The sequence below is a fragment of the Peribacillus frigoritolerans genome (assembly GCF_001636405.1).
GTDB lineage: Bacteria > Bacillota > Bacilli > Bacillales > DSM-1321 > Peribacillus > Peribacillus frigoritolerans.
This window is the reverse complement of record NZ_KV440950.1, coordinates 2,162,286-2,189,247: the sequence shown is the minus strand read 5'-3', so window position 1 is coordinate 2,189,247 and position 26,962 is coordinate 2,162,286. Positions and strand designations below refer to the sequence as shown.

The window sequence follows — 26,962 nt, the reverse complement described above, 5'->3', positions numbered from 1 at the left end:
TTCATTCCCCCCACATATTCCTACATCAGCAAGATGATCAATAATAGCCCTGATAAAAAACCAAGACTTTTCATCATTTTTTCATATTTCCCCTGGCGGTCGAGTGCATCGGTTTCTTCCCGTTCCAGATGTGCCATCGTTAGCATGATTTGCTTTTGCTGATGATATTTATCGCTTTTCCCAAGCGTCTCCCCAAACTGTGAAAGAATCTCGAATTCTCCCTGTTTTAAAGCAAGGGATTGCCATATTTTCTTCAAACTATCATCCCATGCTTCTTTGACGGTGGTTTCACCTGACTCGAGCCGATTTGCAAATGTATCGAAAAAGCTGGACAAAGGTTTGGCCATCTGTTTAGAAAGTTTCCTTGCCGCTTCTTTCAAAGGTGTATGACCGAACATGATTTCAGCTTCAAGCGATTGCATGGCGACTTTCAGCTGTCTCAGTTGACGAGGCCTCATACTTAATTTTTTCGCCGCTTCAAAACCTGCCCAAGTCGTCGCTATAATAATTATCGCTGCTCCTATTAACTTAAACATCCGGGTTCACACTTTCTCCTAAGTAAATGGGAATCCCTGCTGCATCAAGGACTTTGTAGCCCCTCCTACCGGATTTACTTCTTTTTAATTCAATAAAGCGTTCAAAGATGTTTTGCTTTAATATTTCAGCGATAATGGGTCTCTTCTTGATTTCATCCAGTGTATGGCCATGCGTGGTTATCATGAGTTTAATACCTGCATTAACGGCTTCCAGCACAGCCTGCGTATCCGCTTCGCGGCCTATTTCATCCACGATCAATACATCCGGGGACATCGAACGGATCATCATCATCATCCCTTCCGCTTTGGGACATCCATCGAGAACATCAACCCTTGTTCCGAATTCGAGCTGCGGCACTCCATGCACACATCCGGCAATTTCTGAGCGCTCGTCCACTATCCCCACCTTTTGAGGGGCAATGCCGAGTTTTTCATTACCACTGGATATCATTCTTGCAATATCACGTAATATGGTCGTTTTTCCCGTTTGCGGAGCACCGATTAACATGGTATGCTGCCATTCCCCGTCATATAAATATGAAGTGAGAGGTTCAGCTGCACCTATTTTTTCACGTGCAACCCGAATATTGAATGAGGAAATATCCCTGATCGCTTTGACCGAACCATTTTCCAGGATCACCTTGCCAGCAAGCCCCACCCGATGTCCGCCCGCTATGGTTATATATCCTCGCTTTAATTCTTCCTCAAGCGTATATAACGAAAATTGACCTATATTATTCAATAATTGATCTGCATCCGAATGGGTCACTTCATAGGAAAAAAAGTATGGTTCCCCCCCTACAATGACCTCAAGCGGCCTGCCAACCCGAATTCGCAGTTCTTCCATCCTATCGATCATCATCGGTGTCATACCGCGGAGTTGCTCGTATAAACTTTTCGGTAAAAAAGAAAGAATCGTTTCCATTTTGACAATCCTCCTGTATACACCACTTTCAATAAAATATATGCCGACAAGCCCATAATGATGACAGGCTATTAAAGAAATCGACCATTTATTGATTTTTTTATAACCTCCTGAATCTAAAAAAGACCGAGAAATTAATCTCGGTCTACGTCTTTTTATTTAAAAAAAGTTGCAGTTGATTTCAGTAATCCGCTCCCTTTCCGCCGACTGTCTGCCAAGCCTCCTCGGCGCAAGCGCCTGTGGGGTCTCGGCTGCCAGTTATTCGGCAGGAGTGTCGCAGATTTCTTCAATCCAGTGAGGGTTCCACTCCATAAAAAAGTAAAACATGAAGGGTGACCAAGTCTTCTTATAAAATCATGGTTTGGGATGAGACCATACGGACCTTTCAGACTGGGAACCTGAGGAGATTGGGATGCTTTTTAAACATGATCATGATTCGATCAGCATGAATGATTACTTTAGACCAACTGGTGCCAGCTTGTAAAATGGAGATTAAAGAGGACTATCGTGTGTACAAATCATCCAATTGCATTGCATTTGTGCAGGACTCGTTGTACAGAAAGTTAAGGACCTTCAGAAAGTGGTGGCACTCCATATTGGCAGGAATATTCGGAAGAAGCAGATCATCTGCGTCATCATGAAGTCCAATCCCATAAAAAATCAAAAAGGTTTCGGAATGAGACCATTCCGAAACCTTTTTGTCTGCAATTTGTGGCCGATTAATTAATCTCGGCCTTCTTTCGTTTATGCACGTGATACGTAAGAACCTTCATTTGTATTGATCAATAGTTTGTCACCTTGGTTGATGAAAAATGGCACTTGAACCGAAAGGCCCGTCTCAAGTACGGCTGATTTCGTGCCGCCTGAAGATGTATCGCCTTTAATTCCAGGCTCAGTCTCCGCCACTTCTAGTTCCACTGTGTTTGGAAGTTCGACACCAAGAGTTTCCGCTTGGAAAGTCATGATATGTACTTCCATATTTTCCTTTAGGAACTTAAGTTCACGTTCAATGCTTGAAGCCGGCAGCTCGATTTGGTCATACGTTTCGTTATCCATGAATACATGGCTGTCTCCACTTGCATAAAGGTACTGCATCTTGCGGTTTTCGATATGTGCTTTAGCAACTTTTTCACCAGCACGGAATGTTTTCTCCTGGATTGAACCCGTACGAAGGTTCCGAAGTTTAGAACGTACAAAAGCTGCACCTTTACCAGGTTTAACGTGTTGGAACTCGATAACCTGCCAAATTCCATTATCTACTTCAATCGTAACACCCGTGCGAAAATCGTTTACAGAAATCATAAATTTGTCCTCCTACATGTACATGTTTACAGAATGATTAACTCTTTAGTTGAATGAGTAAGTGCTTCGTTACCGTCAATTGTAACGATTGTATCATCTTCAATCCGCACTCCGCCTACGCCCGGTAAATAAATGCCCGGTTCAACGGTTACAGCCATACCTGGTTCTAAAATGATATCAGACCTAAAGGATAATGCTGGACCTTCATGAACTTCAAGGCCGATTCCATGTCCGGTCGAATGTCCAAAATACTGCCCATATCCCTTTTCTTCAATTAGATTTCGAGTTAGTGCATCCGCTTCCCTGCCAGTCATACCGGGTTTGATCCCAGCCATTCCTCTCAGTTGAGCTTCTAAAACAATGTCATAAATATTAATAAGTTCTTCACTTGGCTTGCCAACCGCTAATGTCCGAGTGATGTCAGACACATACCCGTTATAATATGCCCCGTAATCCAATGTGACAAAATCGCCTTTTTCGATGATTTTATCAGTAGCCACTCCATGCGGAAGTGCGGACCTAATGCCGGATGCTACTATAATATCGAAGGAAGAAGAAGTTGCCCCTTGTTTCCTCATAAAGAATTCAAGTTCATTGGATACATCCAGTTCCGAAATCCCTGGACGCAGGAAATCCAGAATATGCGTAAACGCAGCATCAGCAATAGCAGCCGCTTCCTTTAATATCTTAATCTCTGATGAAGCCTTTATCAAGCGTAAATTCTCAATAACCCCAGACACCGGCAAAAGTTGGCCATCAATGGCCGCTTCATAAGCTTTATATGTAGCATAAGTCAGGTGCTCTTGCTCAAAACCCAGCTTGCCTATATTCATCGCTTTAGCCTGCTTGCCGACTTCTTCCATTATGGTTCCTTTGTGTTGAACGACTTCATAGTCTGGTGCCTGCTTGCCCGCTTGTTCGACGTATCTGAAATCAGTGATGAATTTAGCTTCTTTTTGGGAAATGAGGACAACGCCTGCACTTCCCGTGAAGTTGGTCATGTATCGGCGGTTATATGTACTGGTGATCAAAAAACCATCAATGCCCACCTTTTCCATCGAGGCTCTTAAGCGCATTAGTTTATTCATTTAATTTCCCCCTTTGCAATCTTTGTGATCGCCTGCAACGCCAATTCATAACCGTGTATCCCCAAGCCGACAATCTGTCCCGCCGATACCGCAGCGGTCACTGATTCATGTCGAAAGCTTTCACGGGCATGTATGTTCGAAATATGCACTTCCACCACTGGAACATCAATTCCGGCTATTGCATCACGAATCGCATAACTATAATGAGTAAAAGCCCCAGGATTAATGATAATCCCGTCGATCCCATGATCCTCTGACCAATGGAGCTTGTCGATAATCGCTCCTTCATGGTTAGTTTGAAAAGAGGTTAATTCCACATTTAACCCTTGTGCTTGCAGCATTAATTGCGCTTCCACATCCGCAAGCGTCGAGGATCCATAATGTGCAGGTTCCCGCTTCCCCAAGCGATTTAAATTCGGACCATTGATAAGTAAGATTTTTGTCATCATCAAACACCTGCTCATGTTAAAAGAATGCTTTCCATGAACATTCTATCATAATTACAAATTGTCTTACTACTTTTTTACAACCAAGAAGCAATCAGCTTTCCGATTGCTTCTCGGCCTTGTTTTTATAGCGTAAATATTCCTGATGATCGTATGATATAGAAAACCCTACAAAAAGACCGTATATAATAAAAATGCATACACTTGTTATAACCGTATTTGCTGACATTTTATAAAAGGTTGGCAAATCGATGAACATCGGTTTCAGGACAAATACAAGCAAAGCCCAGCAGACCACCCCCAAAATAATACCCGGAAAAATACTCTTCATCCTTTTAAAGAGGCTATAGTATATAAAAGCGATTCCCACGGATAGAATTCCGAATAAAATCATGGTCATTACCGTACCGAGCCAATGATCGATCCAGGTCATATTTGACCACGAAGTCAGTATGAATTTTGGGCTAAAATCCATAAAGTTAACATAATGGGCTAGAATCCCGATAAAACTGGCTAAAGCCCCCCCTACAAAACCGACAGCAAGTACATTGTAGATTAACATGCTTTGATATTCCGGTTGAATTTGTCCATTTTCATTAGAAGACATATCAAACACCTCCGCTACGTAGTATGCCCTTTGTTAAATAGAACTATTTTTTTTTATTATTGGGGAGGAGAATCACTAGAGGTTTTGTGATTAATTCTGTATGATTAAATCATAAATAATCTGCTTTTTTCAGAGGAAAATCCCCTTCCTCTGTTGAAATTTATAATGTACACAGGATAATACCTTCCTGTGATTCAACATTCAAAAAGCAATTGCAGGGGATAAAGCTTCCATTCCATTTTTGGAGGACCGCCTTAAACCCTTGTGATGCTTGATAATACACATGTTAGCACCCATGAGAGAGCTACGTGAATAACTATTAGGTTGGTGTAGAAATGTCTGAGGTTCAAAAACCCGTTTATGGAGGGCAGGCTGTAGTGGAAGGCGTCATGTTCGGTGGCAAACATCACACAGTCACTGCGGTACGCCGCAAAGATTCGACGATTGTATATTATCATCTGCCGCGTGAATCGAAACCTGTTGTAAACCGCTTAAAAAAAATACCGTTTTTACGGGGTATCGTATCACTGATTCAGTCAAGTGCCAGCGGTTCGAAACATCTTAACTTTTCAACTGAACAGTATGAAGAAGAAGAAGACGGGGAAAAACAGGTCGAAACGAAAAAAGAAACGAAAGACCCCTCTAAATTAAGTCTTTGGTTAGGTGTTGCCGTGATCGGTGTGATCTCCTTCCTATTTGGGAAATTGCTTTTCACCTTGATTCCTGTCTTCCTCGCAAAATTGACAGAACCCATTTTCAGTGGCCATACGGCTCAGGTATTAGTGGAAAGCTTGTTCAAGCTGATCTTACTGCTCGTATATATTTATGTAGTTTCCTTGACGCCATTGATCAAGCGGGTCTTTCAGTATCACGGAGCAGAGCATAAGGTGATCAATTGCTTTGAAAGCGGAAAAGAATTGACGGTTGCGAATGTGCAGGCAAGTTCCCGCCTTCATTATCGATGTGGCAGCAGTTTTATTTTATTTACTGTCATTGTAGGGATGTTTGTCTATCTTCTTGTACCAACGGATCCGCTATGGGTTCGTGTCGTCAATCGCATTTTGCTTATCCCCGTCGTGCTCGGCATAGCATTCGAAGTCTTGCAGTTGACTAACAAAGTAAGGGACACTCCCATCCTGCGTTACCTTGGCTATCCCGGCCTTTGGCTTCAGTTATTGACAACCAAAGCCCCTACCGATGATCAAGTCGAAGTCGCATTGGCATCCTTCCAAGAACTGTTGAGGATGGAAAAAGAGACCGAAAAAGGTTTAGAATCAGATGTAATTGTGTAAAACATCTATACACATTTTGATGATGAAAAATCATATACTAACTAAATGAATGATCTTCATTTTTTTCAAATATTTCACAATTAGAATGTTTAAAATAAGCTAAAAATGCTTATGATGCTCTTAAGGAGGTGTCTTTGTTGAAACGTTTCATATCTTTCATGATATACGGAATCATCGCCCTCGGAGTCCTCGGACTATTGAGCCGACTATTTAATGACCCGATTGGCTTTTTTAGAAACATTCTCATAATAGCCATTGTCGCAGGGATTATTTATATGATTTATACCGGATTAACAAAGGGAAAACCAGTTAAGAAAGAGCAGCAAGCATTCCGAAAGGCTGCCCGCCAATCGAAAAAAAGGCTAAAAAACCGAACTTCGAAAAAAGATAATGTGGCTAGCTTCTCTGCAGCAAAATCATCAAAGAAAATAAAATGGAGAAAGAAAACGGATAGTCACTTAACCGTCATCGAAGGGAAAAAGAATAAAAAGAAAAATCGGGCTTCTTTTTAAGAGCCCGATTTTTTATTTATTATCAATAAGTCCATTTTTTAAGGAATTCCTTCGTACATTGCCTGCCTTTATTGATTAATTCACTCTTTTTTTCATCATTCAGATTAAAATCCATTGCAGAAATTCCCTTCATTGGGATGAATACAATATTATGGACGTGTTTCTTGGAAATATACCGTGCATCATGGGCATCTTTCATCGTTTTGAATAGTGCGGAGAACAATTCAACGGCATTATCCACCTCATGCGGTTTCCATATCTCATCGACGCTTAACCGCAAGCCAATGACCGGTCTTTCCTTTCTAACATGATCTGAATTGAATAACCACATTGGAAAATTGCTTAACACACCTCCATCAACAAAAAGGAACTTGCTTTTTCCGACATTAAGTTTGACTGGCTCATAGAAATACGGAATGCTGCAACTCATTCTTACTGCCTTTGCCACTGGAAAAGCGCTCGGGTCTATTCCATAATTAGGCAAATCATCAGGCAGTACGACCAATTTCCCATTTGAAATGTCAGAGGTTATGATACGGAGTGATTTCGGTCGAACATCCTTAAAGGTGACTACATTTCTTTCGGCAAGTTTACCGGCGACCCATGCTTCCAAGGCGTTGCCTTTATAAAGGCCCAGTTTCCAGTATAAAAGAAGCCATTTAGCAAATGGGATAGGCAAAAGACCCCGCCTCTTATCCAGCAGGCCGCTTAAATCTATATCAAGAAAAAACTTTTCCATTTCTTTTCCCGTGTACCCAGCCGCTACGAATGCTGCAATTATGGATCCTGCACTCGTACCTGCTGTTCGATGGAATACAAATCCCTTTTCTTCCAATTCCTGCAGGGCTCCCACTAAACCATAGCCTTTAATCCCGCCTCCGGAAAAAACGCCGTCAATAATCATAGCTGCCCTCCCCTAATCCGGTCTTTACATTTCTAAGCAGGATTAGAGCGATTTATGACAGTTTTAAAAAGAAAATTGCCTTGATTCAGGTAAAATACTGAATTTCCGCTTTCGGGAAGAATTCCGCTATATACCCACGAATGGTCGTTTCCAGTTCTGCCGCTTCCTCGTTTTGATAAACATATTTACCAATTCCATATCGGCCCCATTTATATTTACGCTTCGTTTCGTCCAGTTCCAATTTTGTTTTCGGATAGTTTTTTTGAATCACTTTTTTTGCTGGACCAGTGAACCGATGCTGGATTAATTCGAAAGTCAAGTCAGGGGTATCCACCCCTTTCAAGGCCTCACTCAACCGTTCGAATAATTCATGGTAGCCCTCCTTCCATGCTTCATGACGGTATATTGGAGCTACGATAAAACCTAGGGGATATCCGGCACCTGCCACTTTACGTGCCGCTTCCATCCGTTCTTCGAAGCTCGAAGTCCCGGGTTCGAAATTTTTTATCACATAACGTGAATTTATACTGAAGCGAAATCTCGTTTTTCCATTATGTTCAGCATCCAACAGATGATCGACATGATGGAATTTAGTGACGAACCTAAGAACCCCATATTCACTTTTCCCAAAATACTCTATGGCCCTTTTTAACGAATGTGTCAAATGATCAATTCCGACGATATCCGATGTACAGGCTGCCTCAAAACGGGTAATTTCAGGCTTTCTCTCATTTATATATTTTTCGGCTGCCTCGAAAATCTCGTCAAGATTCACATATGTCCGAATATATGGCTTTGATCCGAGTGTCGTCTGTAAATAACAATAGTGACAATGCCCCATGCACCCTGTAGCAAGAGGGATGGCATATTCAGCAGATGGCTTTGAAGAATCGAATTTCAATGTTTTTCTGATTCCTACCACGAGTGTCGATTTGGCGACACGATATTTTTGCAGATCATTTTCTCCAGGAAGATCCCTAATTTGGTTATGCGATGTGGTCTCACGGATTTCAATGTTCAAATCTTCGAATTTCTTCTTCAATTCCCGGCCAAGCGGGTATTCCAATGCCCTTGGCTCGATATATACTAACTGTGGCATAAATGGTTTCATTTCGATCTCCATTCTTTTTTCGATTTATTCATACTTTCAATCGAACTACACAATCTAATTCATAAGGATAGTTTTTCTTTATTCTTTTATCCTCATGATTGTTTTTACTTGGAAATTCAAAATGAAGGAGATGCGATATGGCTAATAAACGAGACTACTTGACAAATGGAATGGGAAAACAAACGATCACCGTTCAAACAGATAATAAATTTCCAAATCCAAGGAATATACCGGGAGACTCTGTCGATGAATTTTCGGTATTGAAAGATGGCAACCAATATCTAGCCGAAAAGGAAATAGGGCAGCAAAATGAAAATGGTTGATTGAACGTGAAAAGAAGACCGAATTTACGATGATTCGGTCTTCTTTATTGGTATTTAATTGAACAGACTGTCACTGCCCTGGATTAATGACTCTAAAAAAAAGCCGTTAAGATAGCTTTGCAGCATACTTAACGACTTCCATTTCATCAGCTTATAGCCCGCATTTCAATTGCGCTCCGCAATTCGTGCACGTATTGCATCCGCCCATTTCCTGAACTTCACCCTTACGGCATACGGGGCAAGTGTTACCCACTTCCGAACCAATTGTAACATTCGTCGAACGCAGCTCATTTATCGTATCGACCAATACAACTTTTTTCTTTTCTTCCACATCTGTCAATTCATCCATTTCAAGCTGCTCGTCCATTTGGTTTTCTTCCGCTTTGAGCGTAAGGACCTGACTGTCACGGCTGCCATCCACATATACCGTTCCGCCTTTTGCTCCGCCTTTGTATAGACGTTCATATACCTTTTCAACTTGTTCGACAGTATATCCTTTTGGAGCATTGACCGTCTTGCTGATCGAGCTGTCAATCCAGCGTTGAATGATGCATTGAACATCAGCATGTGCTTCTGGAGCTAATTCCATAGCGGAAATGAACCATTTTGGAAGCTCTTCTGTATCGGCTTCCGGATGGCGATCCAAGTATTCCTGTACAATGTCAGCCTTAACTTCAATGAATTTACCAAGACGGCCGCTGCGGAAATACGTGAAGGAGAAATACGGTTCAAGACCTGTTGATACCCCAACCATCGTTCCTGTACTTCCCGTAGGAGCCACTGTCAATAAATGAGAGTTACGGATACCATGTGCAGCAACACTTTCCCTGATATCTTCCGGCATTTTTTCCATAAATCCGGTTTGTGTGAAACGTGTTCTAAGCTCATTGGTTTCTTTGTCCGTTGACCCGATCAGGAACGGGAAACTGCCTTTTTCTTTAGCAAGTTCCACCGAAGCCCTGTAAGCTGTGGTCGCAATCGTTTCAAACACCTTGTCAACCAGGATATTTCCTTCTTCGGAGCCATATTCCGTTTCACAGTAGATCAACAGGTCATGCAGACCCATTACACCTAGTCCAACCCGTCGCTCGCCCAGTGCCTGTTTTTTGTTTTCATCCAAGAAATAAGGAGTTGCGTCAATGACATTGTCCTGCATGCGCACACCGACTTCAACCGTCTGCTTAAGTTTCTCGAAATTAACCGTTTTGCTTTCTTTATCAGCCATTTCAGCCAGATTGACAGCAGCAAGGTTACATACTGAATATGGAGCCAATGGCTGTTCTCCACAAGGGTTCGTGGCTACAACCTGTTGACCGTATGCTTTGGCATTCGTCATTTCATTAGCATTATCGATAAAGAAAATACCTGGTTCAGCAGAATATGTTGCACAAATGTTTATTAAGTTCCAAAGCTCTTTAGCCCGGATTTTACGGTAAACACGGACTTTATGACCCATTTTCTCCCATTCGCGAACATCGCCGACATTATGCCATTCTTCATTGTAAATGGCCATTTCTTCGGCATTATAGCTTTCAACATCAGGAAAACGCAATTCATATTCCGCATCTTGTTCAGCCGCTTCCATAAATTCCTTGGTCAGGCAAATAGAGATATTGGCTCCAGTCAAGAAATCCGAATTATGGACACTGTATGTTCCGCCTGTACGGATCTTTTCCTCTGCATCCCTAATGATTTTCTCGCTGAACCCGCCTTGGCCAGGAATCTCCTTATAATTGATGATCCCTTGATACATAGCGGTTTCCTGTTCCGTGTGCGGCGTGAATTTCAATTTATCCGTGGCATATTTCTTGATGGCTTCATCTTTAGTGTTTTCCACTAGGTAACGCAAAATCCTTGGATTTTGCATTTTGGAAATGATGAACTCTGCAATATCGGGATGCCAATCAGCAAGCATGATCATTTGCGCGCCTCGTCTGCTGCCGCCCTGTTCAACAAGATGCGTCAGTTTTGCAATATCGTCAAGCCATGACACTGAACCCGAGGATTTTCCATTTACCCCTTTTGCCAGAGTGTTTCTTGGACGCAGTGTCGATCCGTTCGTACCCACTCCGCCGCCGCGGCTCATGATTTCCATCACTTGTTTCCTATGTTCTGAAATACCTTCACGTGAATCCGGTACGAATGGCATTACATAGCAGTTGAAATAAGTAACATCCGTATTGGAACCTGCACCATATAATACTCGGCCTGCCGGGACGAAATTAAGGTTCTTTAATTCTTCATAGAATTTATTGAACCATTCCGTTCTTTTTTCTTCCGTCGTTTCCACTGATGCCAATCCCGTTGCATTACGTTTCGCAATTTGTTCATAGTATATTTCAAGAGGCTTTTCGATTATATCCAACGGACGGTTTACAATTCCCGTCTCAACTTCTTCCGGATTATCCAATACGCCACGGAATTCTTCATCCACCAATACCTTGGCTTTTTTGGTTTCCCAATCAATTTCAACGATGTAACCGAGACCCCTTGCTGGGAATTTCGGATCTTCCTTAATCGTCAACACGACGAAATCGCCTGCCGAGAGTGTGATTTTTTCAGTATCCTTAAAAGAATAGCGGTCAAGCATGACTAGACGGGACACTCCCTTATGCGCCATTTTCATATCAGCAGTTACAGGGTGAACCTGGGGAAATAAAGAAATATCCTTATTCAACCTTTCTAGATCAACCTTTAAAGCTTCTTTTATTACAACCGACATAATTCCCTCTCCTTTATATGTTTCATGATCCGTTCTTGCTGCCGCAAAAATCTTTATGTAGCCTTACATGTCCGTTTCGCTTAACAAGTACCCTAAATTTATCATAGCGAAACTCAAAAATCAACATATAGTGTCGCATTAAATATTTCAACTACTATATATTGTGTTTGTTTTGAATAACTTTTAATTTTGTCAAACGTTAAATCAATTAATATAGTTAGCAAAAGGGAGGAAAATGTCGATTTATAATAATTTTTCATCAGATTTCAATTAATTTGGACCTTGCTTTTTCCCCATCCCTTTTAGGGCTTATCCCTGCAAGGGATGTGTTATTCGGTCAAACAAATCTGAAAAAACTTTTTATTATCCACTCTAATTATGCTTCCTCTATCTCATGAAATTCCATTCATCGCTTTCATATTTGCTTTCTGCAATGGCCTTCACTTCCAGCAATTGCTTTTCGGTGAGGACATATGGCTCTAAATCGACCGAAAGTCCTTCGGCAAAACCTTTTTCGAAAGCTTCTTTCGCTTCAGGGATGGTTATCTTTCTCCCGGCAATGTCATTCATGGCCACAGCTTTGTTTTTTAAGTTTTTTTGCATCCTCTCTTTAACCCTGTCATTTGAGAATTTAAATACGCTAAAGAGCTTATCATCATCAAGCTCAAGCAAAATGGACCCATGCTGAAGGATGACGCCTTTTTGCCTGGTTTGAGCGCTGCCAGCGACCTTCCTGCCCTCAACGACCAGTTCATACCAGCTAGGTGCATCAAAGCAGACGGAAGACCTGGGCGATTTTAAAGCCGCTTTTTCCTGTTCGCTTCGAGGCACGGCAAAATAAGCATCCAAGCCCAGATTCCTGAACCCCATCAATATTCCTTCAGAAATGACACGATAAGCTTCAGTAACGGTGGTTGGCATTCCCGGATAGGATTCTGGAACGATTACACTATAAGTCAATTCATGTTCGTGCAGTACCGCCCGTCCTCCTGTCGGCCTGCGAACAAAACCAAGGCCCTGCCTTTTGACCTCTTCCAGATCAATCTCCGCTTCTGCCTTTTGAAAATAACCGATCGACAATGTCGCTGGATCCCAGCCGTAAAAGCGTATGATCGGCGGAATTTCCCCTTTGCTTTGCCAGTTTAACAGGGCTTCGTCCAGCGCCATATTAAAAGCCGGTGAACAATACCCAGAATCTATAAAACCCCATTTTTCTTTAGTCATCCTTACCCCTCGTTTCGATAGACGTTTTTCAATCCCCCACAAAAAACTCACATGTAGTAGTTTAACAGACTTTAACACTCTAAAAAAGAAAGTGCTATCAAGTCATGAAGAATTTGATGAAAATTCTTTTTGATTATTGGGTAAAGCAATTATATAATAAAGATTGTCTGTATTCGTTAAGGTAGAAGGGAGTTTTTATGTTTGGAAATATTATATACACTGCTCATCATCCTAGGAGTGGTTATTGCGTATTCACTTTTTAATTGGTACCGCCAGCGTAAAATCGTTAAAACACTAACACAGGACGAATTTATCGCCAACTACAGAAAAGTGCAGCTAATTGATGTGCGGGAACCGAATGATTTCGAAAATGGTCATATCTTAGGCGCAAGAAACATCCCTATGACTCAAATGAAAACCCGCTTGGTCGAAATTAGGCCGGACAAGCCTGTATATTTGTACGCTCAAAGCGAAATCATCAGCGGCAGAGCTGCAGCCATGCTATACAAAAAGGGCTACAGGGAACTTTTTCACTTAAAGGGCGGTTTCAAGATGTGGACCGGGAAAATCAAAGCAAAGAAATAAGACCCCATCTCGGCATGGGCTCTTTTTAATTCCATAGCTCAAGTAAAAGAAAGTCAACAGTTGGACTTTAATGGAATCTTACATAAACATGAAAAATCCCCGCCGGAAGGCAGGGATTTTTTTCGTGTAAGCTACTAATCTAGGCTTGATAACGCAAAATGGGTTTTCTTGCAGCAAGTGTTTCATCAAGACGCTTTATAACGGTTGTATGCGGAGCTTCCTGAACGACTTCCGGGGTTTCTTCCGCTTCCTTGGCAATCTGGATCATCGCATCGATGAACGCATCCAGCGTTTCTTTTGACTCGGTTTCAGTCGGTTCTATCATCATTCCTTCTTCCACGTTCAACGGGAAGTAAATGGTTGGAGGATGATACCCGAAATCCAGCAATCTTTTAGCTATATCGAGAGTCCTTACCCCCAATTTCTTTTGCCGGCGTCCGCTTAATACGAATTCATGCTTACAATGACGATTATATGGTAGGTCAAAATAAGGTTCCAACTTGCGCATCATATAATTGGCATTGATGACCGCGTTCTCTGTTACGGCTTTAAGGCCGTCAGGACCCATTGAACGGATGTACGTATATGCCCTCACGTTTATTCCGAAATTACCATAATAAGGTTTTACCCTGCCAATGGATTGCGGACGATCATAATCAAGGACGAATTGCTCACCTTGCTTGACTATAAGAGGTTTAGGCAAGTAAGGAATCAAGTCGGACTTCACACCTACAGGACCAGAACCCGGGCCGCCGCCGCCATGCGGGCCTGTGAATGTTTTATGGAGATTTAAATGAACCACATCAAAGCCCATGTCACCCGGTCGTGCTTTTGATAGGACTGCATTCAGATTCGCTCCATCATAATAAAGCTTCCCACCTGCGTCATGGACAAGTTGTGCCATTTCCAAAATATTTTCTTCAAACAATCCCAATGTATTGGGGTTCGTCAGCATCAAGGCCGCCGTATCAGGTCCGACAACACGTTTTAAATCTTCAAGGTCGACTAACCCATTTTCATCGGACTTAACTGTAATCGTTTCTAGTCCGGCAACAGTGGCAGAGGCAGGATTCGTACCATGGGCCGAATCAGGTACAATCACTTTCGTCCGTTCTGTATCACCATTCGCTTCGTGAAAAGCGCGAATCATCATCAATCCTGTCCATTCACCGTGAGCACCTGCTGCAGGCTGTAATGTCACTTGGTCCATCCCGGTGATTTCCGTTAAATGTTCCTGCAAATCAAATAATAGTCCCAATGCTCCTTGTACAGTAGCGGGATCTTGATATGGATGGATATGGGCAAAACCGTTGAAGCGTGCCACATTTTCATTTATTTTCGGATTATATTTCATCGTGCAAGAACCCAGCGGATAAAAACCCGAATCCACCCCATGATTCCGTTTGGAAAGTGCAGTATAGTGACGCATGATATCCAGTTCGGAAACCTCAGGAAGCTTTGCCTCTTCTTCACGGATGTAGTCGGCAGGAAGAATTTCTTCGAGCGGAATAGTTGCAACATCCATTTCTGGCAGACTGTACCCGATCCGGCCGGAAGTACTGATTTCAAAAATGAGTGATTGATCTTGATTATTCATGTTGATCCCCCAATTCCTGCGCAAGTGCATCAATTTCTTCTTTTGTTCTTAGTTCAGTTACCGCAACCAGCATATGGTCTTTCAATTCAGGATAAACCGTCCCTAAATCGAAGCCGCCGATCATCCCTTTTTCAAAAAGGTTTTTATTGACCTCTGAAAACGGAGCAGGCAGTTTAATGACAAATTCATTAAACGAAGGACCGTCGAAAATCACTTCCACCCCTTTTGCCATAATTGCTTTTTTCGCATAATGTGCTTTTTGAATATTTTGCACGGCCATTTCTTTGACACCCTTTTTCCCAAGCGCAGTCATTGCAACAGAAGCTGCCAAGGCATTCAAAGCTTGATTGGAACAAATGTTGGAAGTGGCTTTGTCACGGCGAATGTGCTGTTCACGAGCTTGAAGCGTCAGGACAAACCCTCTTTTTCCATTCTCATCAACCGTTTGACCGACGAGTCTGCCCGGAACTTTCCGTACAAGTTTATTAGTAACCGCAAAATATCCACAATGAGGGCCACCGAATGCCGCTGGAATGCCGAATGGCTGAGCATCCCCCGTTACGATATCTGCACCGAGTGCACCAGGGGATGTCAAAGCTCCCAATGCAAGCGGATTACTGGAAACGATAAACATGGACTTGATGCCATGAATGATTTCTTCCATTTCTTTCAATGGCTCGATCCGGCCAAAAAAGTTCGGGTATTGCACGATCACTCCTGCAATGTCATCATTCGCCAATTCCCTTAAAGCGGCTAAGTCCGTCACACCGTCTTTATGAGGAATTTCGATCACTTCCACGCGTTGCCCTTTTGCATATGTCTTCACAACTTCTCTTGATTCAGGGTGAACGGTTCCTGAAATGAGAATCTTCTTCCGCCTTGTCTGTCCTGAAGCAAGCATCGCTGCTTCAGCCAGCGCCGTCCCGCCGTCATACATGGAGGAGTTAGCCACATCCATGCCCGTCAATTCACATATCATCGTTTGATATTCAAAGATTGCTTGAAGCTCGCCCTGTGAAATTTCAGGCTGATAAGGTGTATACGCCGTATAAAACTCAGAACGGGAAAGAACATGATCGACGATGACCGGCGCGTAATGGTCATAGACACCCGCACCAAGGAAGGAAGCATAATTTTTAAGGTCCGCATTCTTTGCAGCAAGCCTTGATAATTCTTTCATTAATGCAGGTTCCGATTTAGCAGCCTTGATATCGTATTCTCCTTGAAAACGAACGCTTTCAGGGATATCATTGAAAAGTTCTTCAGCAGACGATACCCCTATCGCTCCCAGCATTTCTTGTTTATCTTGCTCTGTCATGGGTAAATAACGATGTTTCATCTAATGACCATTCCCCTCTATTTACGTGGTTTTTTATAAAAAGGTGTTTGTATTATAACGGCTTTCAAACGTTTGGAACGGATTTCCACTTCGACTTCCGCATCCAGCACCGAAAATTCCTTATCGAGAAGTACCAATCCAACGTTTTTCTTCAATGTTGGCGATTGGGTACCAGTCGTGACCTCGCCAATGACTTCATCACCGCTGTAGACCTTATACCCATGACGTGGAATGCCACGGTCAATCATTTCAATTCCCACAAGCTTCCGGGGAGCCCCTTTCTCCTTTTGCTCAGCAAGAACGGCTTTCCCGAAAAAATCAACTTCCTTATCCACTTTTACTGCAAAACCAATCCCAGCTTCTATCGGGGTGATGTCCGCCGAAAGCTCCTGCCCATACAGCGGCAGTTTCGCTTCGAAACGCAGGGTATCACGAGCACCTAAACCAATCGGCTGAACCCCCTCTTCCTTACCGGCATCCATAATCGCCTTCCAAAGTGCAGGGCCATTTTTACTGTCGCTATATATTTCAAAACCATCTTCACCAGTGTATCCAGTACGGGATACCAGCGTGGAGATACCGTTAATCATGACATCATCCTTGAACCTGAAAAATCCAATTTCACTTAAGTCAGTACTTCCGGATAGTTTTTGTAATATCTTCTCTGCAGCTGGTCCTTGAAGTGCCAGCTGTGTATAGTCACTTGATACATTCGTAATTTGGGCATCTTCCGTTAAATTAGCTTGCAGCCAATTGAAATCTTTTTCTGTATTCGCTGCATTTACCACGAGCAGATAGTCGTCCTCAGCCCTTTTATACACGATAAGATCATCAACCGTGCCTCCGTTTTCATAACACATGGCGGTATATTGGGCACCGCCCTGTTGCAGCTTTGATATATCATTGGTCAGCATCTTCTGTAAAAAGGAAAGGCTCCCAGGCCCCTTAACATCGACTTCCCCCATATGGGAAACATCGAATAACCCCGCTTTTGTCCGTACGGCTTCATGTTCATCCTTTATACCCGAAAATTGGACAGGAAGTTCCCAGCCGCCAAAATCAATCGTTTTACCTCCGTATTCACGATAAACCTCAAATAGTGGTGTTCTTTTTAAATTGGTCAAAAAATGACCCCCTTCAGATTTTTTTAAAAATTAATTGGCTTCATTATCAAAAGCTTCTTGTCATTACGCATCAGATACATCCTGATTCATGATGTGAAAAAAGCACAAAAAAGGACAGAGAAAGCCCGTTTGAGCTTTTTCTCTGTCCTGAAACCTGAAAGTTTACCTATGTAATAGGTTTTCCCCTTTGGTGGCCGTCCCATAACGGGCGGCGCTCTCCAGAGTTGCGTCCAATAAGAGTTCTTTTGCCTGAGAGATTCACTGCTAAGTTTGCTCCTTCGGCGCTACATCCGTAGTCTCTCCCCTTATCTTCACCCGCATATAAATGGTCTACCATTGAAAGGAAGCGAATAAGCCCCAAGCATCGGTAAAACCTTTGAGCATAAATGGAATGCATTCTCTGCCAATTCTCCTAAAACTTCAGAAACCGTTTGACTGATCTCCTTCAGTAATCTTGGATAAATTAGGAGCCTATAGCCCATACTAAGAAAACGCGAACTGCAAAATCGATGTACAAACATTCTTTGTAGCGTTTGGAAATTGGAATTTTCTAAATATACTTATATCCTACCCTAAGAAACTTATCTCTGCAATATCTTTTGAAGAGAAATATTTTTCTTACTTCACATATGAAATGTTCGGGTTTTGACCTTATATTAAGGAATTTATGATTTAAGAGGGAGTTATTTCTATGAAAATCAATATATCCTTCAATTCTGAATGGAATGACGAGTTTCTGCAAAAGATGGAAAATGACGGTCCATGGGGAAATTGGGAGCTTTATAAGTTGGCGGTTCAAATGGAGGAAAACCTTATCATCCCTGATTTTGAAGGTTTACAGGCGCCCAAGCACCTTCCTCAGTTAACCCCGCTTCCCCATCAATTGGAAGCGGCGAAGCAAGTAGTGGAAAAGATGAATGGAAAAGCCATTTTGGCTGATGAGGTAGGGCTGGGAAAAACAATTGAAGCAGGCTTGATCCTAAAAGAGTATATGATTAGGGGCCTTGTAAAAAAAGTATTGATCCTTGTTCCGGCTTCCCTTGTCACACAATGGGCATTTGAATTGAATACCAAGTTTCATATTCCGGCAGTCGTTCAGAGAAAAAGTTATGTTTGGGACTCCTGTGATGTGGTCATTTCATCCATTGATACAGCGAAACGCGCTCCACATCGGGATATCATCTTTACTCAGGAATATGACTTCATCATTATTGATGAAGCTCATAAACTTAAAAATAATAAGACGAAGAACTATGAATTCGTCCAAAATCTGAAAAAGAAATTTTGTTTACTCCTGACAGCCACTCCGATTCAAAATAAAGTCGAGGAGATATTCCACCTCGTTTCGTTATTGAAACCGGGCCACTTGGGAAATGCTTCGCTCTTTTCGGAAAAGTATAAAGGGAAAGGTCGGAACATCATTGAAGATGAACACCTAAAGGAACTGGTCAACACTGTCATGATTCGAAACCGGAGGGCCGATACTGGCATTGAATGGACAAAACGGCATGTAGAAACCATCACCATTGAATTTTCTCCAACGGAACAAGCATTGTATGATGCCGTTTCAAAATTTAAGCCAATTTCGGATGGATCAAAAGGAAGCGCCTTTTCGGCTCTCACTCTCCAAAGGGAAGCATGCAGCAGCAGAGAGGCTGTCTTTTATACATTAAAGAATATGAGAGATAAATATGATCAGCCTTCCCCTGATTTTTTGGCAAAGCTTGATGATTTATTTACTAAAGTGAATGAAACGGTCCAGAACTCAAAGGCTGAAAAAGCTTTGGAACTGATCAAGAAAATTGATGACAAAGTGATTATCTTTACGGAATATAGGGCGACTCAATTATATCTCCAATGGTACCTACAGCAGAATGGAATTTCTTCCGTTCCTTTCCGAGGCGGTTTTAAGCGTGGAAAGAAAGACTGGATGCGTGAATTATTCCAAAAGAATATTCAGGTATTAATCGCAACAGAAGCTGGCGGGGAAGGGATAAACCTTCAGTTTTGCCATCACTTGATTAATTTTGACCTGCCCTGGAACCCAATGAGGCTTGAACAGAGAATTGGACGGATTCACCGCCTTGGTCAGGAAGAAGATGTGATGATTTATAACTTTGCCACGAAAAATACAGTTGAAGAACATATACTGAAGTTGCTATACGAAAAAATAAATTTATTTGAAAAAGTAATCGGTGAATTGGATGATATCTTAACCAAACTGGATATTAACAACATTGAAGAATATTTAATTGATGTGGTCGGTGAGTCCAAAACAGAAGGCGAAATGAAAATCAAGATGGATAATTTTTCATCTTTGATCCAATTCGCTCAATCAATGAAGGAAGGTGAGGTTCATGCAGCAACGGGAAATTCATGATTTTTTAGTCACTTTCTTTAAAGCCAATGATTGTGAAATACTGGATAATGCACCAACCCACCTTACAGTGCAATTGACGATTGAGATGGATAAAGAATTAATGAACAGACCCTTTTATTGGCATTATCTAGAAAAAACAGGAGGTGTTCCGAACCCTGCACAAATCACTTTCATTACCGATCCAGAACAAGCTCCATCCGATTTAAAGGGAGAAATGATTCATTTTGGCTCCCCTCGCCTTCACCAGATTATTCAATCAACAAAAAAGCTGGCAGGGTATACTAGACTTTTTGAGAATACGCCTCCATCAAAAGGCAGAAATAATCCTTTGTTTCCTTGGCTGACCCTGAATGTGAAAATATCCTATCAATGCGACCGCAAAAAAGATACTTTCATGTCAATCGGACTGAATTTAATCTCTGGTGAAATAATGGAAGGGTTTCACCATCGGGTTTTACCGATTAATGTCACTCCGAAAATACCGGATTACTCCTTTACGCTTTCACCTCTGATCATGCCCAAGAGTGGATTGGCAAGACTTGATACATACATCAGAACCAGTTTCGAGGATGATGACCATTCCTGGGCGGAGGAAGCAATGCTGCGCTGGCAGAATGACTTGAATTTATTGGAGCATTTTTACAAGGATATGGACGAAAAAAGTGAGAGCTATTATACCGAAAAAGAAGCACTAAAAGCACAATATGAACCCAACATCAGAATATCCATCATCAACGGAGGATTATTTTACCTTTCAGATAGGGCGTTGGGATAAGGAAAGAACAAAAAAACAGATGTCCAAGTTCAGGACATCTGTTTTACTTTTTGATCGTTTTCCTTATAAACATCGACAAAGCAAAAGGGACAATGCCAAACCAATGTGACATACCCTGGTTTTTATCCTCTTTTCTGTGAAGGCGTTTTTCTTTTCGTTCTTTTTTCGTCAGATTGAAATACTCGACAAGCTGCTGCGTCAGATATTTAATATAAGCGTTTGTAGACATATAAAATCATCACCCTACGCAAAGTATGTCCGGTTTACGCTTTTTTTATTCCTTTCCTTGCTCCCTTCACCGTAAACCTGTCGCGTTCCCTAATAAAATGGTGTTGATTTTGCTATTACACAGCTTGCTTCTCCAACCATTCTTTCACTTCCCCCGCTTCTTTATCGTATTGAATGATGACCCTGCCCTCTCGATCATTTTTAGTTTTGGAAGAAAACTCGATATAGACGTAAGGACCTTCTTGCTTCATTAAGGAATATCGCACCACACCATTGGGATATGATATTTCCCCCTGGATGATTTTCGGAATCTCTTCGCCCCACTCTGCCGTCACATCCTTGATGGCTAGATGGACAAGATGGTCGGCCACAAGCGACTCTTCCACTTCTTTATAAAACTTTTTATCAATGATAAACTGGTCGATCATTAGTATCGTGAACATAATGAAAACACTCGCCACAATCATGACCATCGGGAAAACGACTCCTTTTTGATTATTCATCGATTTTCGTACCATTCCTAAAGAACGGATGAAATCTTCGACTGAAAGTAGTCCCTGCTTTATCCGTTATATTTATAACAATGACACTGCCATCCTTATTGACCTGGAATTCCGAAATGTTCTGCAAGATGACCTCATGCCCCATACCATCCACTCGTCTTCGGACCTTATCTTCATATTGTTCCAGCAATGCTAATTGTTCACCTGAAAGCAAATATAATTTATTTCCCATTACATCTTGTGCTTTGGAACTCCGGACCTCCTGCTTCATTTGCATGGTAAAGACCTCCCACTCCTTAGGATGCAATTTATCAACGGACCTCATCTGGGTGTGAATGATCGAGAAGAGCTGCAGAACAAAAAGCGACGTCGTCATTAAAATCAATAAAGAAAAAAGCAATTCGATCATCGTAAAGCCATCATTTTTTCGCAGCATCACAAATGGATTCCCAATTACCCGTTTCATGTTCATAGCGTACACACCCTTCAATCATTCCCGGGAAATCCCCATGGTCCTTCCAAAATAATTCAAAGCTTCTTTTTTTGTAAATGATCTCCTGACCAACTGCTTGAATCTCCCCATCCATGAACGCCGTCAATCTTTCATATAATAAATGGTGGGCTTCAGTCCTTACGGGAATATCTTTCCGCTGCGTCAATATCTCTTCAAGAATTGGTAAAATGGCAAGGGCCAGTAATATACAAATAGAAAATGCCGCCATCAGCTCAAGATAGACGTACCCTTTACAATTTCTCAATCCGGAACCTCCCTTTACCGATATTGAGGACCAGCTTGTACTTTCCCTTTGAGGTATCAATCATAATCGTTCCGGCTTTGGATGCATTTCCATATTGATTAAAATGAAAGCTGAACCCCAAAGTGCCGCTTAAAAACTGGATATCCTCTGGTATGCTTCTCTCTAAAACGATTCCCTCCTTATAAGACGAAACGGTATAAATCTTTTCGGTATTATCAATATGGAGGTAAATCAAGCTCTTATGACTGATGGCATACTGTTGAGCATAGAAAAGATCTTCATGAAATTGTGAAAGAAAAAGCCTATTTTCCATTCCTTTAGTGAAGCTGGGATATAGATTAGGACCGATGGAAATTAGGAGTACAAAAATAGCGAGGACAATAAGGGTTTCAGATAGTGTATACCCACCATCGGAATGCCGTATATTCACTTCTCTCCTACTCAACGACCGTTATCTTTCCTTTACTATCCAAACTAATTTCATCCCCATTAGGGCAGGATGTCTGTTTGAGATAGCCTTGACTTTCCAATTCACCGATACTTTCGGGCAGTTTAGCATTATCGATTTCATAGGCCTGCACCTGTGCTTGGGCCATCTTAACGAAAGCTTCACATCCTTTAGACTGGATTGTGGATTGGTTTTTCGTGATATTGGGGATTGTTATAATCAAAAGGATGGATATCACCAGTAAAACAATAAGCATTTCTATTAGGGTAAAACCACGTTCATTCATCACTTTCTTCAACATATCATCATGCTCCTAAAAGCATCTGAATACCAGATGACCTTCGGGCATTTTCACCTCCGGAATACAAAAATGAAATCCTATAAACCTTCGAGCAGTGAGAACATCGGCAGCAAAACCGCCAAATAAATGGACACGATCAAAAGACCTATCAGTGAAAACATTAGAGGCTGAATGATTTTCAAGATTGCATTCATTCTCTCTTCAATTTTCTCCAGTATAAAACGACTGTAATGAAGTAACTCGGCATCAAGTCTACCGTATTTTTGACCATTTGCAGCGACCACCGGTAAATTCCCATCAAAATATGGGAGCTCCCGAAATATCATTTCAAGTGATCTGCCCTCGATCAGATCATCCTTGATGATATTGCAAAGTTTTTGGTAAAAAGGCTGCTGTTGATTTATCGAGAATAATTTGATGCTATCGTTAATCGATAGTCCTCCGGAAAGCAAGCCACTGAATTGGCTTGCAAAAAAATAAGTTTCGTATAATTTGATGAACGTCCCGAATATCGGAATTCCCATCAAAATCCTTCGCTGCCTTAATGGGCATAATCCATTGAACCAAAATCGTTTGAGTGCATACAAGAATAGGAGCAATCCGAGTAGTAAGAAGGGTAGTGCTGGAAGAATGAACGTGGAGGCTGACATTAATCTTAAGAGAATATGCTGATCGACATCCATCGTGAAATAGATGGTCTGGAATTGGGGAAGGAGAACACTCTGAAGAATATAAAAAACGATGCTTACAAAAAAGACTAAGAATACGGGATACACCATTAACTTTTTTACTTTATCCATATCCTCGATTCTTTTCTTCCAATATCGCCCCCCTTCTTTCAACGCCCGTTCCAGGTCGCCATATTGTTCTCCATAAAATATATAACTTACAAGCTGCGGATGAAAATTAAGATGGGTCAGCACCATGTGCAACGGGTAGCCGTTCCTTAAATCGGCTATAGCCTGAGTGAAGTCTTCCGCTTTCTTCTTTGATTCCTGGAACTCAAGAAAATGTAAAGCTTCCGCCAAAGGATAACCATGATTCAATAATTCACCTAGCTTCGAAATAAAGACCGCCTGCTCTTTTACCTTCCATTTACTTTTTGGTTTCATGGTAGACCAGCCGTTCATATTCCTGAGATCCCACATAGCCCATCGCAACCGCTTTTCCGATTTCATCCTTTAATTGGCGGTAGCTGACCGTTGCCTTACCTTTTTCATCTCCCATTATCCGGAGAACTTCAGCCAGACTTTTTCCATATAGCAATTCATATACACTTGCCCTTTTATTCCTTGCAGTCATTTTGCAAGCTAAAGCACAGTCCCCTTTACACGGAAGACATCGCAATTCAACCAGCCGCTGCGCTGTCACGCCAATCAAAGTCTGTTCAACCTCAAGTAAGCTGACACCAAATTCCAGTAATCTCGAGATGGCGCCCTGGGCGTCCCTCGTATGCATGGTCGTTAGTATCAAATGACCGGTTAATGCGGCACGGACTGCGATTTTGGCAGTTTCTGCATCCCTGACTTCCCCAACCATGATCACGTCCGGGTCATGCCTCAGAACAGCTTTTAGGCCGACTGAATACGTAATGCCCGCCTTTTCATTGATTTGGACTTGCAATACCTTTTCGGATACATTTTCAATGGGATCTTCAAGTGTAATGATATTTCGATTGATCATCTCATGGGCGTGGTGAAGCAGGGAATATAGTGTCGTGGTTTTCCCACTGCCGGTCGGGCCGGTAAATATGAGCATGCCATGGGAATGCTTCAGGAGTGCAATCAATTTTTGAACGGTGTTTGGAAATAAGGATAACTGTTCTAGAGGAAGGATATTCTGTTGGGGTATTAAGCGGATGACCAAACTTTCGAGATGGGCAGTGGGTAAAGTGGAAAGGCGGAGTCCGACCACCTGGTTAGCCAAATTGATGGTGATGGCACCACTCTGGGGCCTCCTTTTCTCCCCTATATCCATCGAGGCAAGGAACTTCAAATGAGCGATCAGCCTTTCAGCTTCAAAGAATGATAATGTTTCCTGGGGAACAAGCTTATTGTCTATCCTGAATTGGATGTGAGGCCCCTCTCCGCGAAAAAAAATGTGGATATCCGATGCCGATTCCACGATGGCACGGGTTAGTATTTTTTCTGCGGTCTTTTCAATCGATATCAATTCATTCATCACCTCCTATGTTTCTTGTTGTATTGATTCGACAATCCACGACAAATTCCTGCTTCAGAATAAAAAAAATTCCCGAAAAAAATTCGAGAATCATCTCACATGCTCATTTTCAAATCAAGTCTCCGGGAAACCAAATTTCTTAATGCATCTACATTATGGCCAATCACCAGTTTTTCCCCGTCTATGAGAATGGGCCTTCTTAATAACTTCGGTTCTTTTGTTAATAATTGGATGACATCAGAAAGCATCATTTCGTCAATATTAACTTGTAAGTCTTTGTAAGCTTCACTTCTTGTCGCCAAGACTTCATCAAGTCCCTCCGATGTCAATTCAAGAATTCTTTTTAACTCTGCTACAGTTGGAGTCTCTCTGAATAAATGTCGCTCATCGAAGGATACTTGATTGGCGCTTAACCATTTTTTTGTTTTGCGGCAAGATGTACAGCTTGGATACGAAAAGAAAGTTAACTGTGCCATACTAATCACTCCCCGTTCACATTTTGTATACATTTATAGTTTATACAATTATTGTACAATGTTTGTATAATTAATGTATATATATTTGCTTTATAAAACCGTTTTAAATGTGAACGTTTTTTAAACTAAAGAGTGTTTGCCCTTTCCCTTATTCCATTTTTTTCTGCCTGCTTTATAATGGACATAGGTAAACTATGGAATAGCAGGAGGGTGTAATGGAACAAACGTTAAAAATAACAAACGTGTTAGCTGATCCCACCAGATATTATATATATCAGCATATAGTGAACAACCATGGTGATGTATCGGTACAGGAAATCGCCGATTCATTCAACATCCATCCAAATGTTGCCCGTCTACATTTGTCAAAACTCGAGGATATCGATATGTTGACCTCGATTTCCCGAAAGACCGGGAAAGGCGGCCGCCCAAGCAGACTTTATCGATTATCTGACAAAGTCATACAGCTTCATTTTCCATATTGGAACTATCAGCTGCTTGCAAAGATTGCCGTCCAGTCGATGATGACATTAGGGGAACAAGGAAAACAGGCTCTTTATGAAACGGGAAAAGTATTCGGGGAGGAATTGATCAATCAGCAACTAGCCCTGAACTCGACATCGATCGATCGGCTTGCTTTTGCGGAAAAAGTCAACATGCTTAAAAATGCGGCTACCATTGCAGGGTTATCTCCTGAAATACAAGCAAGCGAAGAAGAAAATAAAATATCCTTCCGTATCTTCAATTGCCCGTTTAAGGAAGTTACTGAAGTCGAGCCAGGAACAATCTGCTCCATGCATAATTCATTTCTAAAAGGTATGTTCGAAGCCTTGTTTGAGAATGTCACTATTGTGGAAATAGAAAATATGATGTCCAATTGTGCAGCATGCTCATACCAGGCTTCGGTTCTCACATAGAAACAAAAGGCATCCTTTACATTACCTTACAATTTCATTTATAATTATTTAGAATGTACACGACTAGACATAAGGAGGGATTCGGATGGAACGCATGTTCAGAGTATGTGGATTTTGGACAGGAATTATGGCCATTTTCTTTTATCTTGGCCATATGCATCAAACGTCTTTGCTTTTCTTTGCACAAACGATCTTTTTTGTACTTTTAAGTTATTTGAAATTATCCGAGCGCATGTATATCTATGTTTTCGGCGCCTATCTTACCGTTTTCTTTGCAGGATTTTCTTACTGGAGCGTATTTATGATGACTCCGGGTGCTGCGCATTAAGAACAAGCAATATTACATAACCCATGAATT

30 protein-coding genes and 2 riboswitches are annotated in these 26,962 nt (G+C 41.7%); of the genes, 8 read left to right on the top strand and 22 right to left on the bottom strand.

What is annotated here, in order from left to right; translation table 11 throughout:
* Window positions 1–20: 20 nt before the first annotated feature.
* From spoIIIAB to A6755_RS10655, 6 genes are all read right to left on the bottom strand, one after another.
* The gene (spoIIIAB, locus tag A6755_RS10680) at window positions 21–536 is read right to left on the bottom strand and encodes a stage III sporulation protein SpoIIIAB (protein ID WP_034308322.1); all 516 of its coding nucleotides are present in this window, start codon (window positions 534–536) and stop codon (window positions 21–23) included.
* Window positions 529–1,461, bottom strand: coding sequence for a stage III sporulation protein AA (spoIIIAA, locus tag A6755_RS10675; RefSeq protein WP_063590643.1), 933 nt, complete (start codon window positions 1,459–1,461; stop codon window positions 529–531). The genes spoIIIAB and spoIIIAA overlap by 8 nt, the downstream gene beginning before the upstream one ends.
* Window positions 1,462–2,205: 744 nt before the next feature.
* The gene (efp, locus tag A6755_RS10670) at window positions 2,206–2,763 is read right to left on the bottom strand and encodes an elongation factor P (protein WP_034308328.1); all 558 of its coding nucleotides are present in this window, start codon (window positions 2,761–2,763) and stop codon (window positions 2,206–2,208) included.
* Between the two features lie 26 nt (window positions 2,764–2,789).
* Complete coding sequence (locus tag A6755_RS10665; RefSeq protein ID WP_063590642.1) at window positions 2,790–3,851, bottom strand: M24 family metallopeptidase; 1,062 nt, start codon at window positions 3,849–3,851, stop codon at window positions 2,790–2,792.
* Entirely contained in the window at window positions 3,848–4,297 is a 450-nt protein-coding gene (aroQ, locus tag A6755_RS10660) for a type II 3-dehydroquinate dehydratase (protein WP_048677783.1), read from the bottom strand. Before aroQ ends, A6755_RS10665 begins: the two co-directional genes overlap by 4 nt.
* 94 nt (window positions 4,298–4,391) lie before the next feature.
* A complete protein-coding gene (locus A6755_RS10655; RefSeq protein WP_034308336.1) occupies window positions 4,392–4,904 on the bottom strand; it encodes a YqhR family membrane protein in 513 nt (170 codons plus the stop codon).
* 335 nt (window positions 4,905–5,239) lie between these two features.
* On the opposite strand from A6755_RS10655, the gene A6755_RS10650 reads away from it, so the two are divergent.
* Both A6755_RS10650 and A6755_RS10645 read left to right on the top strand, forming a co-directional pair.
* On the top strand, window positions 5,240–6,196 hold the full coding sequence (locus A6755_RS10650) for a DUF1385 domain-containing protein (RefSeq protein ID WP_063590641.1): 957 nt from the start codon (window positions 5,240–5,242) through the stop codon (window positions 6,194–6,196).
* A gap of 137 nt (window positions 6,197–6,333) precedes the next feature.
* Window positions 6,334–6,708 carry an SA1362 family protein gene (locus A6755_RS10645; protein ID WP_048677789.1) on the top strand — a complete coding sequence of 125 codons (375 nt, stop codon included), beginning with the start codon at window positions 6,334–6,336 and terminating at the stop codon, window positions 6,706–6,708.
* Between the two features lie 22 nt (window positions 6,709–6,730).
* Here A6755_RS10645 and A6755_RS10640 read toward each other — a convergent pair whose 3' ends face one another.
* Together A6755_RS10640 and splB are read right to left on the bottom strand one after the other, a co-directional pair.
* Window positions 6,731–7,612 carry a patatin-like phospholipase family protein gene (locus A6755_RS10640; protein WP_063590640.1) on the bottom strand — a complete coding sequence of 294 codons (882 nt, stop codon included), beginning with the start codon at window positions 7,610–7,612 and terminating at the stop codon, window positions 6,731–6,733.
* Between the two features lie 85 nt (window positions 7,613–7,697).
* A complete protein-coding gene (splB, locus tag A6755_RS10635) occupies window positions 7,698–8,723 on the bottom strand; it encodes a spore photoproduct lyase (RefSeq protein ID WP_063590639.1) in 1,026 nt (341 codons plus the stop codon).
* 137 nt (window positions 8,724–8,860) lie between these two features.
* Between splB and A6755_RS10630 the strand changes: the two genes are divergently transcribed.
* On the top strand, window positions 8,861–9,046 hold the full coding sequence (locus A6755_RS10630) for a hypothetical protein (RefSeq protein ID WP_063590638.1): 186 nt from the start codon (window positions 8,861–8,863) through the stop codon (window positions 9,044–9,046).
* A gap of 151 nt (window positions 9,047–9,197) precedes the next feature.
* On the opposite strand, the gene A6755_RS10625 is transcribed toward A6755_RS10630, so the two are convergent.
* Window positions 9,198–11,768, bottom strand: a complete 2,571-nt coding sequence (locus A6755_RS10625; RefSeq protein ID WP_048688328.1) for a vitamin B12-dependent ribonucleotide reductase — start codon at window positions 11,766–11,768, stop codon at window positions 9,198–9,200.
* Window positions 11,769–12,155: 387 nt separating this feature from the next.
* A complete protein-coding gene (locus tag A6755_RS10620) occupies window positions 12,156–12,992 on the bottom strand; it encodes a lipoate--protein ligase family protein (protein ID WP_048688324.1) in 837 nt (278 codons plus the stop codon).
* A 201-nt stretch (window positions 12,993–13,193) separates the two neighbouring features.
* On the opposite strand from A6755_RS10620, the gene A6755_RS10615 reads away from it, so the two are divergent.
* Window positions 13,194–13,577 (top strand): rhodanese-like domain-containing protein, encoded by a 384-nt coding sequence (locus A6755_RS10615; RefSeq protein ID WP_034308355.1) that lies wholly within the window; start codon window positions 13,194–13,196, stop codon window positions 13,575–13,577.
* A 139-nt stretch (window positions 13,578–13,716) separates the two neighbouring features.
* Here A6755_RS10615 and gcvPB read toward each other — a convergent pair whose 3' ends face one another.
* From gcvPB to gcvT, 3 genes are read right to left on the bottom strand one after another with little or no spacing between them, the layout of a single operon-like run.
* The gene (gene gcvPB, locus A6755_RS10610) at window positions 13,717–15,174 is read right to left on the bottom strand and encodes an aminomethyl-transferring glycine dehydrogenase subunit GcvPB (RefSeq protein WP_063590637.1); all 1,458 of its coding nucleotides are present in this window, start codon (window positions 15,172–15,174) and stop codon (window positions 13,717–13,719) included.
* The gene (gcvPA, locus tag A6755_RS10605; RefSeq protein ID WP_063590636.1) at window positions 15,167–16,513 is read right to left on the bottom strand and encodes an aminomethyl-transferring glycine dehydrogenase subunit GcvPA; all 1,347 of its coding nucleotides are present in this window, start codon (window positions 16,511–16,513) and stop codon (window positions 15,167–15,169) included. The genes gcvPB and gcvPA overlap by 8 nt, the downstream gene beginning before the upstream one ends.
* Before the next feature lie 17 nt (window positions 16,514–16,530).
* Window positions 16,531–17,637 (bottom strand): glycine cleavage system aminomethyltransferase GcvT, encoded by a 1,107-nt coding sequence (gene gcvT, locus A6755_RS10600; protein WP_063590635.1) that lies wholly within the window; start codon window positions 17,635–17,637, stop codon window positions 16,531–16,533.
* A 140-nt stretch (window positions 17,638–17,777) separates the two neighbouring features.
* A riboswitch (glycine riboswitch) is annotated at window positions 17,778–17,861 on the bottom strand.
* 3 nt (window positions 17,862–17,864) lie between these two features.
* Window positions 17,865–17,952: riboswitch (glycine riboswitch) on the bottom strand.
* Window positions 17,953–18,328: 376 nt separating this feature from the next.
* On the opposite strand from gcvT, the gene A6755_RS10595 reads away from it, so the two are divergent.
* The gene (locus A6755_RS10595; RefSeq protein WP_034308367.1) at window positions 18,329–20,017 is read left to right on the top strand and encodes a DEAD/DEAH box helicase; all 1,689 of its coding nucleotides are present in this window, start codon (window positions 18,329–18,331) and stop codon (window positions 20,015–20,017) included.
* A complete protein-coding gene (locus tag A6755_RS10590; RefSeq protein WP_034308370.1) occupies window positions 19,995–20,792 on the top strand; it encodes a YqhG family protein in 798 nt (265 codons plus the stop codon). The genes A6755_RS10595 and A6755_RS10590 overlap by 23 nt, the downstream gene beginning before the upstream one ends.
* A gap of 43 nt (window positions 20,793–20,835) precedes the next feature.
* Here the strand turns inward: A6755_RS10590 and A6755_RS10585 are convergent, their stop codons facing one another.
* From A6755_RS10585 to A6755_RS10545, 9 genes are all read right to left on the bottom strand, one after another.
* Window positions 20,836–21,021: a YqzE family protein gene (locus A6755_RS10585; protein WP_057278811.1), complete on the bottom strand. Its 186-nt coding sequence runs from the start codon at window positions 21,019–21,021 to the stop codon at window positions 20,836–20,838.
* Window positions 21,022–21,136: 115 nt separating this feature from the next.
* Window positions 21,137–21,523, bottom strand: a complete 387-nt coding sequence (gene comGG, locus A6755_RS10580) for a competence type IV pilus minor pilin ComGG (protein ID WP_053535692.1) — start codon at window positions 21,521–21,523, stop codon at window positions 21,137–21,139.
* Window positions 21,516–21,995 (bottom strand): competence type IV pilus minor pilin ComGF, encoded by a 480-nt coding sequence (gene comGF / locus A6755_RS10575; protein WP_084737617.1) that lies wholly within the window; start codon window positions 21,993–21,995, stop codon window positions 21,516–21,518. The genes comGG and comGF overlap by 8 nt, the downstream gene beginning before the upstream one ends.
* Window positions 21,943–22,281 carry a hypothetical protein gene (locus A6755_RS10570; protein WP_063590633.1) on the bottom strand — a complete coding sequence of 113 codons (339 nt, stop codon included), beginning with the start codon at window positions 22,279–22,281 and terminating at the stop codon, window positions 21,943–21,945. Before A6755_RS10570 ends, comGF begins: the two co-directional genes overlap by 53 nt.
* Window positions 22,268–22,711, bottom strand: coding sequence for a competence type IV pilus minor pilin ComGD (gene comGD / locus A6755_RS10565; RefSeq protein WP_034308382.1), 444 nt, complete (start codon window positions 22,709–22,711; stop codon window positions 22,268–22,270). The genes A6755_RS10570 and comGD overlap by 14 nt, the downstream gene beginning before the upstream one ends.
* Before the next feature lie 7 nt (window positions 22,712–22,718).
* Window positions 22,719–23,030 (bottom strand): competence type IV pilus major pilin ComGC, encoded by a 312-nt coding sequence (gene comGC / locus A6755_RS10560; RefSeq protein ID WP_034308384.1) that lies wholly within the window; start codon window positions 23,028–23,030, stop codon window positions 22,719–22,721.
* Between the two features lie 77 nt (window positions 23,031–23,107).
* On the bottom strand, window positions 23,108–24,142 hold the full coding sequence (gene comGB / locus A6755_RS10555; protein ID WP_034308386.1) for a competence type IV pilus assembly protein ComGB: 1,035 nt from the start codon (window positions 24,140–24,142) through the stop codon (window positions 23,108–23,110).
* Window positions 24,126–25,211, bottom strand: coding sequence for a competence type IV pilus ATPase ComGA (gene comGA / locus A6755_RS10550; RefSeq protein ID WP_371748447.1), 1,086 nt, complete (start codon window positions 25,209–25,211; stop codon window positions 24,126–24,128). The genes comGB and comGA overlap by 17 nt, the downstream gene beginning before the upstream one ends.
* Window positions 25,212–25,306: 95 nt before the next feature.
* Window positions 25,307–25,687 carry a Spx/MgsR family RNA polymerase-binding regulatory protein gene (locus tag A6755_RS10545; RefSeq protein WP_034308388.1) on the bottom strand — a complete coding sequence of 127 codons (381 nt, stop codon included), beginning with the start codon at window positions 25,685–25,687 and terminating at the stop codon, window positions 25,307–25,309.
* Window positions 25,688–25,902: 215 nt separating this feature from the next.
* On the opposite strand from A6755_RS10545, the gene A6755_RS10540 reads away from it, so the two are divergent.
* Complete coding sequence (locus A6755_RS10540; RefSeq protein WP_063590632.1) at window positions 25,903–26,604, top strand: helix-turn-helix transcriptional regulator; 702 nt, start codon at window positions 25,903–25,905, stop codon at window positions 26,602–26,604.
* An 85-nt stretch (window positions 26,605–26,689) separates the two neighbouring features.
* A complete protein-coding gene (locus A6755_RS10535) occupies window positions 26,690–26,932 on the top strand; it encodes a DUF2626 domain-containing protein (RefSeq protein ID WP_034308393.1) in 243 nt (80 codons plus the stop codon).
* Window positions 26,933–26,962 lie beyond the last annotated feature (30 nt).

Excerpts from the sequence above, each read along its gene's own strand:
- spoIIIAB (WP_034308322.1), bottom strand. The coding sequence starts at position 536 with ATGTTTAAGTTAATAGGAGCAGCGATAATTATTATAGCGACGACTTGG.
- spoIIIAA (WP_063590643.1), bottom strand. The coding sequence starts at position 1,461 with ATGGAAACGATTCTTTCTTTTTTACCGAAAAGTTTATACGAGCAACTC.
- efp (WP_034308328.1), bottom strand. The coding sequence starts at position 2,763 with ATGATTTCTGTAAACGATTTTCGCACGGGTGTTACGATTGAAGTAGAT.
- A6755_RS10665 (WP_063590642.1), bottom strand. The coding sequence starts at position 3,851 with ATGAATAAACTAATGCGCTTAAGAGCCTCGATGGAAAAGGTGGGCATT.
- aroQ (WP_048677783.1), bottom strand. The coding sequence starts at position 4,297 with ATGACAAAAATCTTACTTATCAATGGTCCGAATTTAAATCGCTTGGGG.
- A6755_RS10655 (WP_034308336.1), bottom strand. The coding sequence starts at position 4,904 with ATGTCTTCTAATGAAAATGGACAAATTCAACCGGAATATCAAAGCATG.
- A6755_RS10650 (WP_063590641.1), top strand. The coding sequence starts at position 5,240 with ATGTCTGAGGTTCAAAAACCCGTTTATGGAGGGCAGGCTGTAGTGGAA.
- A6755_RS10640 (WP_063590640.1), bottom strand. The coding sequence starts at position 7,612 with ATGATTATTGACGGCGTTTTTTCCGGAGGCGGGATTAAAGGCTATGGT.
- splB (WP_063590639.1), bottom strand. The coding sequence starts at position 8,723 with ATGAAACCATTTATGCCACAGTTAGTATATATCGAGCCAAGGGCATTG.
- A6755_RS10630 (WP_063590638.1), top strand. The coding sequence starts at position 8,861 with ATGGCTAATAAACGAGACTACTTGACAAATGGAATGGGAAAACAAACG.
- A6755_RS10625 (WP_048688328.1), bottom strand. The coding sequence starts at position 11,768 with ATGTCGGTTGTAATAAAAGAAGCTTTAAAGGTTGATCTAGAAAGGTTG.
- A6755_RS10620 (WP_048688324.1), bottom strand. The coding sequence starts at position 12,992 with ATGACTAAAGAAAAATGGGGTTTTATAGATTCTGGGTATTGTTCACCG.
- gcvPB (WP_063590637.1), bottom strand. The coding sequence starts at position 15,174 with ATGAATAATCAAGATCAATCACTCATTTTTGAAATCAGTACTTCCGGC.
- gcvPA (WP_063590636.1), bottom strand. The coding sequence starts at position 16,513 with ATGAAACATCGTTATTTACCCATGACAGAGCAAGATAAACAAGAAATG.
- A6755_RS10595 (WP_034308367.1), top strand. The coding sequence starts at position 18,329 with ATGAAAATCAATATATCCTTCAATTCTGAATGGAATGACGAGTTTCTG.
- A6755_RS10590 (WP_034308370.1), top strand. The coding sequence starts at position 19,995 with ATGCAGCAACGGGAAATTCATGATTTTTTAGTCACTTTCTTTAAAGCC.
- A6755_RS10585 (WP_057278811.1), bottom strand. The coding sequence starts at position 21,021 with ATGTCTACAAACGCTTATATTAAATATCTGACGCAGCAGCTTGTCGAG.
- comGG (WP_053535692.1), bottom strand. The coding sequence starts at position 21,523 with ATGAATAATCAAAAAGGAGTCGTTTTCCCGATGGTCATGATTGTGGCG.
- comGF (WP_084737617.1), bottom strand. The coding sequence starts at position 21,995 with ATGAACATGAAACGGGTAATTGGGAATCCATTTGTGATGCTGCGAAAA.
- comGC (WP_034308384.1), bottom strand. The coding sequence starts at position 23,030 with ATGTTGAAGAAAGTGATGAATGAACGTGGTTTTACCCTAATAGAAATG.
- comGB (WP_034308386.1), bottom strand. The coding sequence starts at position 24,142 with ATGAAACCAAAAAGTAAATGGAAGGTAAAAGAGCAGGCGGTCTTTATT.
- comGA (WP_371748447.1), bottom strand. The coding sequence starts at position 25,211 with ATGAATGAATTGATATCGATTGAAAAGACCGCAGAAAAAATACTAACC.
- A6755_RS10545 (WP_034308388.1), bottom strand. The coding sequence starts at position 25,687 with ATGGCACAGTTAACTTTCTTTTCGTATCCAAGCTGTACATCTTGCCGC.
- A6755_RS10540 (WP_063590632.1), top strand. The coding sequence starts at position 25,903 with ATGGAACAAACGTTAAAAATAACAAACGTGTTAGCTGATCCCACCAGA.
- A6755_RS10535 (WP_034308393.1), top strand. The coding sequence starts at position 26,690 with ATGGAACGCATGTTCAGAGTATGTGGATTTTGGACAGGAATTATGGCC.